Source organism: Rhizobium leguminosarum (genome assembly GCF_010668065.1).
GTDB classification, from domain to species: domain Bacteria; phylum Pseudomonadota; class Alphaproteobacteria; order Rhizobiales; family Rhizobiaceae; genus Rhizobium; species Rhizobium leguminosarum_S.
On record NZ_WUEN01000002.1, the window covers coordinates 85,431 to 98,008 of the forward strand.

Consider the following 12,578-nt stretch of genomic DNA (forward strand, 5'->3'; position numbering starts at 1 on the left):
TTGATTTAGAGAAATCTGATATAAGATACGATCCCGGCCTGGAACATGGGCCGGCGCAATGTCGGAGGATGCCATGCAGTGCGCCCGGACAGCTTCTTTTGCATCGGCCGCCGTGCTCGCAGTCACAATTGCCGACGCCTCGCTTTCTGCGGAAAAGAGCGTGCGGCTGAAATCGCAAGAGGCGGTCATCCGTTCCTACCACGTCCTGATGGTTCCTCTGGACGCGGTAATGACGCCGCCGATTTTCTCGATCGGCTGGTGGTCGCGGGTGAAGCCCGCTTCAAGCGTCGATCCGCCGGGTTACCTTCTTAAGAGACCAGACGAGATGACGAAGAATACCGGCGGGGAGCCGAATGATCTTGCTCGCCGACCCGAATAGCGAGGCAAAGAAAAGCCGGCGCGGGCGCCGGCTTCGATATCGGTTCGGAATTGGAGGCCCTTACGCCGCGCGGCGGATCAGGATGTGCTTCTTTTTGCCGAGCGAGAGCTTGATGACGCCGTCAGCGGTGATTTCGCCGCTGCCGATCATCTTGCGTTCGTCGCTGACCGCCTCGTCGTTGATGCGGACTGCGCCGCCCTGGACGTGACGGCGGGCTTCGCCGTTCGACGAGGCAAGGCCGGCACGAACGATCAGCGACAGCAGGCCGATGCCGCCGTCGAGTTCGGTGGCGGGGATATCGACCGAGGGCAGGTTCTCCGAGAGGCTGCCTTCCTCGAAGGTTTTGCGCGCGGTTTCAGCGGCCCGCTCGGCGGCCGGGCGGCCGTGCAGGATCGCGGTAACCTCAGTTGCCAAGATCTTCTTGACCTCGTTCAGCTCCGAACCACCGATCGCCGACAGCCTTGTAATTTCATCCATGGGCAACGTGGTGAAGAGCTTGAGGAAGCGCGGCACATCAGCGTCCTCGGTGTTGCGCCAATATTGCCAGAAGTCGTAGACAGGCAGCAGATCGGCATTCAGCCAGACCGCACCGGAAGCCGATTTGCCCATCTTGGCGCCGGACGACGTCGTCAGCAGCGGCGAGGTAAGGGCATAAAGCTGCGGGGTCCCCATGCGGTGACCAAGATCGATACCGTTGACGATATTACCCCACTGGTCCGAACCGCCCATCTGCAGGCGGCAATCGTAGCGCTTGGCAAGCTCGACGAAATCGTAGGCCTGGAGGATCATGTAGTTGAATTCCAGGAAGGACAACGACTGTTCGCGGTCAAGGCGCGTCTTCACACTGTCAAAAGACAGCATGCGGTTGACCGAGAAATGGCGGCCGACATCGCGCAGGAACTCCAGATAATTCAATGAGCGCAGCCACTCGGCGTTGTTGATCATCAGCGCGGCGGTGGCGGGCCTGTCATAATCGAGGTAGTTCGAGAAGCAGGTTTTGATCGAGGCGATATTCTGCTCGATCGTCTCGATCGTCATCAGCTTACGCGCCTCCTCCTTGAAAGAGGGATCGCCGACCATACCGGTGCCGCCGCCCATCAGCGAAATCGGGCGGTGGCCCGTCGCCTGCAGCCAATGCAGCATCATGATCTGTGTCAGGTGGCCGACGTGAAGACTGGATGCCGTCGGGTCGTAGCCGATATAGGCCGTCACGGTTTCCTTGGCGAACAGGTCGTCGAGGCCGCTTTCATCGGAGATCTGATGAATGAAGCCGCGCTCTTTCAGCGTGCGGAGGAAATCGGACTTGAACTCGGACATAGGTTTCGTCTCTTGGTGTCTGCTCCGCACCCCATGGGGGCTTGGCGCAAGTTCGTTGTTGTTGATCTGTCGCGGCGCGTTTAGCACTGTTTTTATAAAAGTGCATCCGGGAATCGCATGGGAGGCAAGCCTCATGGATGTCATCAGGACCGCGATCGGGCTGATGAGCGGCACGTCGATGGACGGAATCGACGTCGCGTTGATCAGGACCGACGGCCGCGGCTTCATCGAGCGCGGGCCGTTCATGGGCGTGCCCTATGACGCGGATTTTCGCGCGCAGCTCAAACGGGCGCTGGAACTATCGCGTCCACTCAGTGAGAGAAGCCAGCGACCGGCTGAGCTTCGCGACATCGAGCTTGAACTGACGTTGCGGCATGCAATTGCCGTTACGGCATTCATGGAGCGTTTCGGGCTAGCGGCCGATGCTGTCGATGTTCTCGGCTTCCATGGTCAGACAGTGCTTCATCGTCCTGATGACGGATTGACGATCCAGATCGGCGACGGCGAGGAACTGGCGCGCCGGACCGGCATATCTGTGGTCTACGACATGCGCGCCAACGACATGGTTCATGGCGGGCAGGGCGCGCCACTGGTGCCGGCCTATCACGCAGCACTTGCGGGAAAATTCCAGCAGGCGGGACAGGCGGTGTGCTTCGTCAATATCGGCGGCATCTCCAATCTCACCTTTATCGGCACCGACGGCCGGATATCGGCGTTCGACAGCGGTCCGGGCAATACGCTGATCGACCAGTGGGTGGAGATGCAGACCGGCAAAACTTATGATCCCGGCGGTGAGATCGGCGGGCGCGGCAAGGTCGTGGCCAGCCTGGCGGAACGCTATCTGCAAAGCCCATTCTTCCGCGGCAATGTTCGCCGTTCGCTGGACCGCGGCGATTTTGCGCCGCTTCAGTCCGAGGAGGCGAGCCTTGAAGACGGCGCCCGGACGCTGGCGCATGTCGCCGCCGCCTCGATCATCAAATCCAGCGGTTTCCTGCCGGAGACCCCAGCGCTCTATATCGTCTGCGGCGGCGGGCGGCTGAACGCCACTCTCATGGCAGAGTTCTCAATCATGGCCGAAAGGCTGGGCTCGAGGGTGTTGACGGCCGAGGAGGCGGGCTTCGACGGCGATGCGATGGAAGCCGAGGCCTGGGCCTATCTCGCCGTCCGATCGCTGGACGGGCTGCCGCTGACATTCCCCGGCACGACAGGGGTCGCGGCTCCTGTCAGCGGTGGGGTGCTGGCAACGCCATGACAGAGCAAAGGGTCATACTGAAGACGCCACGGCTTACCTTCGTCATGTGGGACGAAGGCGATGCGATCCTGGTGCAACAGCTGCATTCGACGATGGCGACGACCCGATATTTGTCCGGCAACGCGCCGTGGAGCCTCCAAAAGGCTGAGGAACGGCTGCGCGGCTGGTTCGAGGAACAGGCGCGCGACGGCACGACCAAATACAAGCTCCTCGCCGAGGACGGCAGCTTCGTCGGCCGCGCGGGGATTTCGAAGTTCAGGAACGAGCAATTCGAACTCGGTTATTCCCTGCGCGAGGAGGCTTGGGGCAAGGGCCTAGCGACCGAAGCGGCGAGCGCGTTGGCCGACTGGTTCCTCGAACGGCAGTTTGCATCCGGCTTCATCGCCTTCACGCATCCCGAAAACATCGCCTCGCAGCGTGTCCTCAGAAAGATCGGCATGCGCGAACGCGCGCCGATCCTGATCGATGGAGTGCTGGACACGGCTTTCGAACTGACCGCCAGTATGCGGCCGGCAAAGCTCTAACTCTTTACGGCGACCGGCCGGACATGGGATTCGCGCCCAGCCTGATTGCCATCCTCGACGCCCCTGACCTGGGCGATAAACGAGAATTTCTTGCGAAGGCCGAGGATCGGCTTCTCGATGAAATGCCAGGACAGCACCGCAACGGCGAGAGCCGATGGCAGGCCGACGAGATAGAGCGCCAGCGCACCATATTTCGGATAGAGGAAAACCGACGGGAACGAGCTGATCCAGATCTGTAAAAACGGGTCGTGATAAAGATAGACGCCGTAGGAATAGTCGCCTTTCCTGAAAAAGGCCGGGATGGGCACCTCGGACAGGCCGACGAAGACGGTGATGTAAACAAGAGAGGTGATGACCAGGGGCCGGTTGAGCACCGACTCCGTCGCCCGGCTGTCCAGGGTGAGGATGGCGACGATGCAGACCAGGCAGGCAGCGCCGAATATCCAGCGGGAATGCGGAATGACTGCCCTGAACTGAAAGGCGACGATGCCCATCATGAAGGCCGTTATCAGCTGGGAGCCTCGGCTCATGAACAGGAAGCGAGCGATCGGCTTGATCGAGCCTGGCAGCAGGTAGGGCATCTTCTGCACGATAAGGCCGATGACGATGTAGGCGATCGTCACCGCCAGCAGCTTGTAGCGCGTCTTCACGATGGCGGTGATCATCAGGAACGACATGATGATGTAGCAGAAGATTTCCCAGGGAACCGTCCACAGAGCGCCGTTGACGCGCTGGCTCGGATTATCCTGGAAGACGCCCGGAAGCTCGTAATGGATCCAGCCGACGATATTCAGGAAGTATTTGAAAAACCGCTGATCGGTAAAATATTCGGAATGATAAACGACCGTAATGATCGGCCCGATGATCAACGAACAAACGACGATATCGACGGCAAGGGCCGGGACAATGCGCAAGCCTCGGTTGATCAGAAAATTTCGGAGGCTCAGGCGCTGTGCACTGCCGGCGATCAGAAATCCGCTCAACGCGAAGAACATCGGAACAAGAGCGTATTCAGTGAACCAGAATACTGACCCCCTGATGAAGTCATTGTTGTCGGTTAACAAAAAAGAATGGGTCAATACGATGGAAAAGGCGAGCCCTATTCGAAGGAAATCGAACCCCGGACCAATTCCCCTATACTTATCCAGGACTTCCCCGAACGACTTGGTCATTGCGGACCTCGCTTTTGTTAGGATCGCGAGGACCCTACCGCACTGCAACATGGATTGCAACACGATAGGTGATCTGTTCCGGCACAGCCGGCCCGGTTGTGTTCCGGACCGTCATGGCATTGATGAGGCTGAGATTTGTGGTGTCAGCGAATCCGCTTGGCGGCCGGTTCCGGCACCAGTTCGCCGTTGAGGCGACGGTCGAGATAATCCTCGCATTCGCCCATCAGCGTTTCCACCTGGCCGTTGAAGAAGTGGTTGGCATTGGCGACGGTGCGATGGGTAATCAGGATGCCCTTCTGGGTCTTCAGCTTCTCCACAAGGCCGTTGACATCCTTCTCAGGCGCCACCTTGTCGGCCTCGCCATTGATGATCAGGCCGGAGGAGGGGCAGGGCGCCAGGAACGAGAAGTCGTAGGTGTTCGGCTGTGGCGAGATCGACATGAAGCCTTCGATTTCCGGCCGGCGCATCAGGAGCTGCATGCCGATCCAGGAGCCGAAGGAATAACCGGCGACCCAACAGGTCTTGGAATCAGGATGCAGGCTCTGTACCCAGTCGAGCGCCGAGGCGGCATCCGAGAGCTCGCCGGCGCCGTGGTCGAATTCGCCCTGGCTGCGGCCGATTCCCCGGAAATTGAAGCGCAGCGTCGTGAACCCGCGTTTCTGGAACATGTAGAAGAGCTGATAGACGATCTGATTGTTCATCGTGCCGCCGAACTGCGGATGCGGATGCAGAATCAGGGCGATGGGCGCGCTTTTTTCCTTGGAGGGCTGGTAGCGGCCTTCAAGACGGCCGGCTGGGCCGTTGAAAATAACTTCGGGCATTGGTACTCCGGGTTTTATTTCGCGTTAGCGCTGCGTTGGATGACAACATGACTTGACTAGTGTTGTCAGCTTTTCTAAAACGCAGTTTAGAACAATTCGAAACTTGCATGGCGATCCACGCATCGTGGAACGTGTCATAAGGCAAGCCCGGCGGAAATTTCAAGAAAAATGAACCGCGGCCGCTGAAGCAAGCTCGTCAAGCGCAGGACTGAAGATCATGGCGCCGCCACGCCTTTATCTCGACTGGAATGCCACAGCGCCGCTGCACCCCGCAGCACGCGCGGCGATCATGCGCGCCATCGACGTGTTTGGCAATCCGAACAGCGTGCATGGCGAGGGCCGCGCCGCGCGCGCTGCCATCGAAGGCGCACGACGCAAGGTGGCAGCACTTGCCGGCACCGATGCCGGCAATGTGGTCTTTACCAGCGGCGCGACCGAAGCCGCCAATCTGGTGCTGACCTCGGATTTCCGCATGGGCCGCACGCCGCTTCGCCTTGGCCATCTTTATTTTTCGGCGATCGAGCATCCCGCGGTGCGCGAAGGCGGCCGCTTCGCCAGAGAGAAGATGACGGAGATCCCGGTGACGGAAGCCGGTATCGTCGATCTCGATGCACTCGGCCTCCTGCTCGATGCGCATGACAAAGCCGCCGGCCTGCCGATGGTCGCTATCATGCTCGTCAACAACGAGACGGGCATCGTCCAGCCGGTCGAGGCGGCAGCAAAGATCGTCCACGCCCATGGCGGCCTCTTCGTCGTCGACGCCGTGCAGGCGGCCGGCCGCATCGCGCTCGATGTCGGCAAGATCGGCGCCGACTTCATGATCGTTTCCTCGCACAAGATCGGCGGGCCGAAGGGTGCCGGTGCGCTCATCGCGCAGGGCGAAGCGCTGATGCCCAGGCCGCTGATTCAGGGCGGCGGGCAGGAGCGGGGTCACCGCTCAGGGACACAGAATTCGCTGGCGCTGATCGGCTTCGGCGCGGCGGCTGAAGCGGCGATCGACGAACTCGCGGCGCGCAATGCGGCAATCGGCGCGTTGCGCGAGCGGCTCGAAGCCGGCATGCGTCAGGCGGCAGCCGATGTGATGATCCACGGCGAGGGTGGCGAGCGTGTCACCAATACGATCTTCTTCACCCTGCCGGGGCTGAAGGCCGAGACCGGACAGATCGCCTTCGATCTCGAAGGCGTTGCACTTTCCGCAGGTTCGGCCTGCTCATCGGGTCGGCTTGGCGAAAGCCATGTGCTGACGGCGATGGGACGTGACGCGAAGCTCGGCGCTCTGCGTATCTCGCTCGGCTTTTCGACGACGGAAGAGGATATCGACAGGGCGATTGCGGCTTTCGCCAAGATTGCCTGCCGGCGAAGATCGGCTGGCGAGGCGGCTTGAGCCGCGTCAAAACTTGCGGAAATGCAAATTTCCGCTTGCCAATCGGGCTGAAAAGTCCCTTTTGGCCTCTTACATAAAGGGCAAGACAATTGCCCAAACGCTACAAGCTGCCGGACCTTGTATCCGGCGAGATTGGAGAATGAGATGGCTGCGGTGCAGGAAACAATCGAACAGGTGCGCCTGATCGATGTGGACCAGTATAAATACGGTTTCGAGACCGTCATCGAGATGGACAAGGCGCCGAAAGGCCTGTCCGAAGATATCATCCGCTTCATTTCGGCGAAGAAGCAGGAGCCGGAGTGGATGCTGGAATGGCGTCTTGAGGCCTATCGTCGCTGGCTTACGCTGGAAGAGCCGACCTGGGCGCGCGTCGACTATCCGAAGATCGATTTCAACGACATCTATTATTACGCCGCGCCGAAGAGCACGCCGGGTCCAAAGTCGCTCGACGAGGTCGATCCGGAGCTGTTGAAGGTCTATGAGAAGCTCGGCATCCCGCTGCGTGAGCAGGAGATCCTTGCCGGCGTCGAGAAGCCGAAGATCGCCGTCGATGCCGTTTTCGACAGCGTCTCGGTCGTCACCACGTTCAAGGCAGAGCTGAAGAAGGCCGGCGTGATCTTCATGTCGATCTCGGAAGCCATCCGCGAGTATCCGGAACTGGTGCAGAAGTACCTCGGTTCCGTCGTTCCGACGAGCGACAACTACTATGCGACGCTCAATTCGGCGGTCTTCACCGACGGCTCCTTCGTCTTCGTGCCGAAGGGCGTTCGTTGCCCGATGGAGCTTTCCACCTATTTCCGCATCAACGAGAAGGGCACGGGCCAGTTCGAGCGCACGCTGATCATCGCGGAAGAGGGCGCCTACGTTTCCTATCTCGAAGGCTGCACGGCGCCGCAGCGCGACGAAAACCAGTTGCATGCCGCCGTGGTCGAACTGGTTGCGCTCGACGATGCGGAGATCAAATATTCGACGGTGCAGAACTGGTATCCGGGCGACAAGAACGGCAAGGGCGGCATCTACAACTTCGTCACCAAACGCGGCGATTGCCGCGGCGACCGTTCGAAGATTTCCTGGACGCAGGTCGAAACCGGCTCGGCGATCACTTGGAAATATCCGTCCTGCATCCTGCGTGGCGACGACAGCCGCGGCGAGTTCTATTCGATCGCCGTGTCGAACGGCCATCAGCAGATCGACAGCGGCACCAAGATGATCCATCTCGGCAAGAACACGTCGAGCCGCATTGTTTCCAAGGGCATCGCCGCCGGCGTTTCCAACAACACCTATCGCGGCCAGGTTTCGGCTCACCGCAAAGCGTCGAACGCGCGCAACTTCACCCAGTGCGATTCGCTGCTGATCGGCGACAAGTGCGGCGCCCATACCGTGCCCTACATCGAGGCGAAGAATTCGACGGCGCAGTTCGAGCATGAGGCGACAACCTCAAAGATCTCCGAGGATCAGCTGTTCTACTGCCTGCAGCGTGGCATCCCGACCGAAGCGGCGATCGCGCTGATCGTCAACGGTTTCGTCAAGGAAGTGCTGCAGGAACTGCCGATGGAATTCGCCGTCGAGGCGCAGAAGCTGATCAGCATTTCGCTTGAGGGCAGCGTGGGGTAATCACGGTTTCCGTCATCCTCGGGCTTGTCCCGAGGATCTGAGGGCCATCCGAACATCGTGTTGGCGATCCAGCGAGAGAAATCTTTGAAACGCTACCTGCGTGAATGGAAGATCAAGCTCGTAGAAGGTCTCAATCCGACCTGGATCGACCTTTACGAGCGGATTGATGAAATCGAGAATGTCTATCGACCGCATCCGAATACGCGGGAGTGGAGCGACTACAATTGAGGGCATAGATCCTCGGGACAAGCCCGAGGATGACGGATCGCAACAATTGAGACCGCTCAGACGGTCTATGAAGCGGCACCTATGCCCGCTCTATGAACAGGAACCAAAGATGCTTGAAATTACGAACCTTCATGCCCGTATCGCCGAAGACGGCACCGAGATCATCCGTGGCCTGAACCTGACGGTGAAGGCCGGCGAAGTTGCCGCGATCATGGGGCCGAACGGCTCTGGCAAGTCGACGCTCTCCTATGTGTTGTCCGGCCGCAGCGACTACGAAGTCACCGAGGGCGACATTCTCTATAATGGCGAGAGCATTCTCGAGCTCGATCCGGCCGAACGCGCTGCCAAGGGCATCTTCCTTGCCTTCCAGTACCCGGTCGAAATTCCGGGCGTCGCCACCATGCAGTTCCTGAAGGTGGCGATGAACGAGCAGCGCAAGGCGCGCGGCGAGGACGAGCTGACGACGCCGGACTTCATGCGCCGCGTCAAGGATGCCGCCGGCAAGCTGCAGATCAATACCGAGATGCTGAAGCGGCCGCTGAACGTCGGCTTCTCCGGCGGCGAGAAGAAGCGGGCCGAGATCCTGCAGATGGCGCTGCTCGAACCGAAGCTCTGCGTGCTTGACGAGACCGATTCCGGACTCGACATCGATGCGCTGAAGATCGTCGCCGACGGCGTCAATGCGCTGCGTTCGCCGGACCGCGCGGTCGTGGTCATCACCCACTACCAGCGCCTGCTCGACTATATCGTGCCGGATACCGTCCACGTGCTCTACAAGGGCCAGGTGATCAAGTCGGGCGACAAGACGCTGGCGCATGAGCTGGAAGCCAACGGCTATGCCGACATCATCGGCACGGCGGCCTGAGTTTCGGGTGGAAAGGACGACGTCCATGAACATGCAGACGACGAGCCGCCTGACTGCGGCCGAGACGGCGCTGATCGAGGCTTTCAACCAGCAGATCGGCGAGCTGCCGGGCAATGGCGCGGTGACGGCACTGCGCGACCGGCTTCTCGACGACCTGAAGAAAGCCGGCCTGCCGACGCGCCGCATCGAGGCCTGGCACTATACCGACCTCAAGAATCTGCTGCGCACTGTCCCGCAGCAGGCGGGCGATGCCGGCTCGCAGGCTTTGGAGCCGCTCGTTGCTGATGCCACGGTGCTGGCGGTGATCCAGGGCCATTCCAACCAGAAGGCTACGGTCGACGGTCTTGGCGTTTCGGCCTATTCCGAACGTCTGCTTGACGGATCTGCCGCGGACAGCCTGGATGCGCTCGGCAGCGACGATGCCGTCGGCCGCATCAACGGCAGCTTCGTGCGCGACGGCTATGTCATCGACGTGCCTGCCGATACCGAGCTTGAAAACCCCCTTGAAATCCAGTTCATCCATGCGGGCGGGCAGACACATACGCGCCTTCCCGTGTCCTTCGGCGCCGGTGCCAAGGCGACGGTCATCGAGCGTCACCTCACGGTGACCGGCGATGCGGCCCTCGTGTCCCATGTCAGTGACATCACGGTTGGCGAAGGCACGGAACTGACCTGGATCATCCTGCAGCAGCAGGGGCCTGACGATACGCATCTCGGCCAGATCCGCATCGATCTCGGCGCTGACGCCAAGCTCCGGCTTTTCGTCATCAATGCCGGCGGCAAGCTGGTGCGCCAGGAGCTTAACATCAAGGTGACGGGCGAGGGCGCCGATCTGACCCTGCGCGGCATCAACCTGCTCGGAGCAGAAAGCCATACCGACGTGACGATGGTGCTCGGCCACGACGTGCCGAATACCGGCTCGACCGAAGTCATCCGCAACGTCGTCTTCGACCGTGCCAAGGGCGTCTTTCAGGGCATGATCCGGGTGGCGCCCGATGCGCAGAAGACCGATGCCAAGATGGCCTGCAACACGCTGTTGATGTCCGACGATGCCGAATTCTCGGTCAAGCCCGAGCTCGAAATCTTCGCTGACGACGTGCAGTGCGGCCACGGCGCCACGGTGACCGATATCGACGCCAACCATCTCTATTACATGATGGCGCGCGGTATTCCGGAGAACAAAGCGCGGGCGATGCTCGTCAACGCCTTCGTCGCCGAAATCGTCGAGGAACTGGAAGACGAAGCCCTGGTCGAGGCGCTGGAAGGCGTGATTTCGGCCTGGCTCGAAAAGCACGCCTGATCGGATATATCAATGGACAAGATAGTGCCGGCCACGCAATACGACGTCGAAGCCATCCGCCGGGATTTCCCGATCCTGGCGGAGAAGGTGCATGGCAAGCCGCTGGTCTATCTCGACAACGGCGCATCGGCGCAGAAGCCGCAGGTGGTGATCGACGCCATCTCGCATGCCTATTCCCATGAATATGCCAATGTGCATCGCGGCCTGCACTATCTCTCGAATGCGGCCACGGACGCCTATGAGGCAGCGCGCGAGAAGGTGCGCCGTTTCCTCAATGCGCCCTCGGTCAACGACATCATCTTCACCAAGAATTCGACGGAAGCGATCAATACCGTGGCCTATGGCTGGGGCATGCCGAAGATTGGTGAAGGCGACGAGATCGTGCTGACGATCATGGAGCACCATTCCAATATCGTGCCCTGGCACTTCATCCGCGAGCGGCAGGGGGCCAAACTGGTCTGGGTGCCTGTTGACGACGAGGGCGCCTTCCATATCGAGGATTTCGAAAAGAGCCTGACGGAGCGCACCAAGCTCGTCGCCATCACCCATATGTCGAATGCGCTCGGCACGATCGTTCCCGTCAAGGAAGTCTGCCGGATCGCGCATGAGCGCGGCATCCCGGTGCTGATCGATGGCAGCCAGGGCGCCGTGCATCTGCCTGTTGACGTGCAGGATATCGATTGCGACTGGTACGTCATGACCGGCCACAAGCTCTACGGCCCATCGGGCATTGGCGTGCTCTACGGCAAGAAGGAGCGGCTTTTTGAGATGCGCCCCTTCCAGGGCGGTGGTGAGATGATCTTCGAAGTCGCCGAGGACGTGGTTACCTATAACGACCCGCCGCATCGCTTCGAGGCCGGCACACCGCCGATCGTGCAGGCGATCGGGCTCGGTTATGCGCTCGATTATATGGAGAAGATCGGCCGCGAGGCGATCGCCCGGCATGAGGCCGATCTTGCCGCCTATGCGGTCGAGCGGCTGAAATCCGTCAATTCGCTGCGAGTCTTCGGGACGGCGCCCGACAAAGGCAGCATCTTTTCCTTCGAACTTGCCGGCATTCATGCCCACGACGTCTCGATGGTGATCGACCGGCAGGGTGTTGCAGTCAGGGCTGGCACGCATTGCGCCATGCCGCTCTTGAAACGCTTCGGCGTCACCTCCACATGCCGTGCATCCTTCGGCATGTACAATACCCGCGCCGAGGTCGATGCCCTGGCCGATGCGCTTGATTATGCGCGCAAGTTCTTTGCTTGAGGAGTGTCCGTGATGAGCCTGGACGAAAGCGAACAGAAGACCGACGTGCGCGAAGGCATCGTGCATTCCAGCATTCCGGCCGATGAGCTGGCGCGGCTGAGCGACGACGTCATCAGCGCGCTGAAGACCGTCTACGATCCGGAAATTCCCGCCGACATCTTCGAGCTCGGTCTGATCTACAAGATCGACATCGAGGACGACCGGATGGTGAAAATCATGATGACGCTGACCGCACCCGGCTGCCCGGTGGCCGGCGAGATGCCCGGCTGGGTCGAAAACGCCGTCGGCGCCGTCGAAGGCGTGTCGGGCGTCGAGGTCGCGATGACTTTCGATCCGCCATGGACGCCGGACCGCATGTCGGAAGAGGCGCAGGTCGCCGTCGGCTGGTACTGATACAGTACCGTGGTATTGATCCGTTTACCTCGGAAGACTACATTTGAATCACGAAGCGCCGGATCTTGACCCCGG

General features: G+C 60.4%; 12 protein-coding genes and 1 pseudogene. 10 read left to right on the forward strand and 3 right to left on the reverse strand.

The features are described 5' to 3' along the window. Positions 1 to 58: 58 nt before the first annotated feature. A complete protein-coding gene (locus GR198_RS04940; protein ID WP_080658233.1) occupies positions 59 to 379 on the forward strand; it encodes a hypothetical protein in 321 nt (106 codons plus the stop codon). Between the two features lie 60 nt (positions 380 to 439). Here GR198_RS04940 and tyrS read toward each other — a convergent pair whose 3' ends face one another. Beyond that, positions 440 to 1,696, reverse strand: coding sequence for a tyrosine--tRNA ligase (gene tyrS, locus GR198_RS04945; protein WP_029874220.1), 1,257 nt, complete (start codon positions 1,694 to 1,696; stop codon positions 440 to 442). A gap of 133 nt (positions 1,697 to 1,829) precedes the next feature. Between tyrS and GR198_RS04950 the strand changes: the two genes are divergently transcribed. Both GR198_RS04950 and GR198_RS04955 read left to right on the forward strand, forming a co-directional pair. Beyond that, positions 1,830 to 2,948 carry an anhydro-N-acetylmuramic acid kinase gene (locus GR198_RS04950; protein WP_029874219.1) on the forward strand — a complete coding sequence of 373 codons (1,119 nt, stop codon included), beginning with the start codon at positions 1,830 to 1,832 and terminating at the stop codon, positions 2,946 to 2,948. Continuing rightward, entirely contained in the window at positions 2,945 to 3,472 is a 528-nt protein-coding gene (locus GR198_RS04955; RefSeq protein ID WP_029874218.1) for a GNAT family N-acetyltransferase, read from the forward strand. Before GR198_RS04950 ends, GR198_RS04955 begins: the two co-directional genes overlap by 4 nt. On the opposite strand, the gene GR198_RS04960 is transcribed toward GR198_RS04955, so the two are convergent. Beyond that, the gene (locus GR198_RS04960) at positions 3,469 to 4,644 is read right to left on the reverse strand and encodes an acyltransferase family protein (RefSeq protein WP_017988451.1); all 1,176 of its coding nucleotides are present in this window, start codon (positions 4,642 to 4,644) and stop codon (positions 3,469 to 3,471) included. The genes GR198_RS04955 and GR198_RS04960 overlap by 4 nt on opposite strands. A gap of 143 nt (positions 4,645 to 4,787) precedes the next feature. Next, positions 4,788 to 5,465 carry an alpha/beta hydrolase gene (locus tag GR198_RS04965; protein ID WP_003540001.1) on the reverse strand — a complete coding sequence of 226 codons (678 nt, stop codon included), beginning with the start codon at positions 5,463 to 5,465 and terminating at the stop codon, positions 4,788 to 4,790. Between the two features lie 217 nt (positions 5,466 to 5,682). Between GR198_RS04965 and GR198_RS04970 the strand changes: the two genes are divergently transcribed. From GR198_RS04970 to GR198_RS05000, 7 genes and pseudogenes are all read left to right on the forward strand, one after another. Next, positions 5,683 to 6,849 carry a cysteine desulfurase family protein gene (locus tag GR198_RS04970; protein ID WP_029874217.1) on the forward strand — a complete coding sequence of 389 codons (1,167 nt, stop codon included), beginning with the start codon at positions 5,683 to 5,685 and terminating at the stop codon, positions 6,847 to 6,849. Positions 6,850 to 6,993: 144 nt separating this feature from the next. Then, positions 6,994 to 8,463, forward strand: coding sequence for a Fe-S cluster assembly protein SufB (gene sufB, locus GR198_RS04975; RefSeq protein WP_029874216.1), 1,470 nt, complete (start codon positions 6,994 to 6,996; stop codon positions 8,461 to 8,463). Positions 8,464 to 8,502: 39 nt separating this feature from the next. After that, positions 8,503 to 8,691, forward strand: a pseudogene (locus tag GR198_RS04980) (GIY-YIG nuclease family protein); the annotation flags it as partial. A 109-nt stretch (positions 8,692 to 8,800) separates the two neighbouring features. Next, entirely contained in the window at positions 8,801 to 9,556 is a 756-nt protein-coding gene (gene sufC / locus GR198_RS04985; protein ID WP_029874214.1) for a Fe-S cluster assembly ATPase SufC, read from the forward strand. Positions 9,557 to 9,581: 25 nt separating this feature from the next. Continuing rightward, the gene (sufD, locus tag GR198_RS04990) at positions 9,582 to 10,856 is read left to right on the forward strand and encodes a Fe-S cluster assembly protein SufD (RefSeq protein ID WP_164067678.1); all 1,275 of its coding nucleotides are present in this window, start codon (positions 9,582 to 9,584) and stop codon (positions 10,854 to 10,856) included. Between the two features lie 12 nt (positions 10,857 to 10,868). Then, positions 10,869 to 12,110, forward strand: coding sequence for a cysteine desulfurase (locus GR198_RS04995; RefSeq protein WP_164067680.1), 1,242 nt, complete (start codon positions 10,869 to 10,871; stop codon positions 12,108 to 12,110). Between the two features lie 12 nt (positions 12,111 to 12,122). Further along, the gene (locus GR198_RS05000) at positions 12,123 to 12,503 is read left to right on the forward strand and encodes an SUF system Fe-S cluster assembly protein (RefSeq protein WP_003539979.1); all 381 of its coding nucleotides are present in this window, start codon (positions 12,123 to 12,125) and stop codon (positions 12,501 to 12,503) included. Positions 12,504 to 12,578: the final 75 nt, after the last annotated feature.

Excerpts from the sequence above, each read along its gene's own strand:
- GR198_RS05000 (WP_003539979.1), top strand. The coding sequence starts at position 12,123 with ATGAGCCTGGACGAAAGCGAACAGAAGACCGACGTGCGCGAAGGCATC.
- GR198_RS04970 (WP_029874217.1), top strand. The coding sequence starts at position 5,683 with ATGGCGCCGCCACGCCTTTATCTCGACTGGAATGCCACAGCGCCGCTG.
- sufB (WP_029874216.1), top strand. The coding sequence starts at position 6,994 with ATGGCTGCGGTGCAGGAAACAATCGAACAGGTGCGCCTGATCGATGTG.
- sufD (WP_164067678.1), top strand. The coding sequence starts at position 9,582 with ATGAACATGCAGACGACGAGCCGCCTGACTGCGGCCGAGACGGCGCTG.
- tyrS (WP_029874220.1), bottom strand. The coding sequence starts at position 1,696 with ATGTCCGAGTTCAAGTCCGATTTCCTCCGCACGCTGAAAGAGCGCGGC.
- GR198_RS04995 (WP_164067680.1), top strand. The coding sequence starts at position 10,869 with ATGGACAAGATAGTGCCGGCCACGCAATACGACGTCGAAGCCATCCGC.
- sufC (WP_029874214.1), top strand. The coding sequence starts at position 8,801 with ATGCTTGAAATTACGAACCTTCATGCCCGTATCGCCGAAGACGGCACC.
- GR198_RS04950 (WP_029874219.1), top strand. The coding sequence starts at position 1,830 with ATGGATGTCATCAGGACCGCGATCGGGCTGATGAGCGGCACGTCGATG.
- GR198_RS04940 (WP_080658233.1), top strand. The coding sequence starts at position 59 with ATGTCGGAGGATGCCATGCAGTGCGCCCGGACAGCTTCTTTTGCATCG.
- GR198_RS04960 (WP_017988451.1), bottom strand. The coding sequence starts at position 4,644 with ATGACCAAGTCGTTCGGGGAAGTCCTGGATAAGTATAGGGGAATTGGT.
- GR198_RS04965 (WP_003540001.1), bottom strand. The coding sequence starts at position 5,465 with ATGCCCGAAGTTATTTTCAACGGCCCAGCCGGCCGTCTTGAAGGCCGC.
- GR198_RS04955 (WP_029874218.1), top strand. The coding sequence starts at position 2,945 with ATGACAGAGCAAAGGGTCATACTGAAGACGCCACGGCTTACCTTCGTC.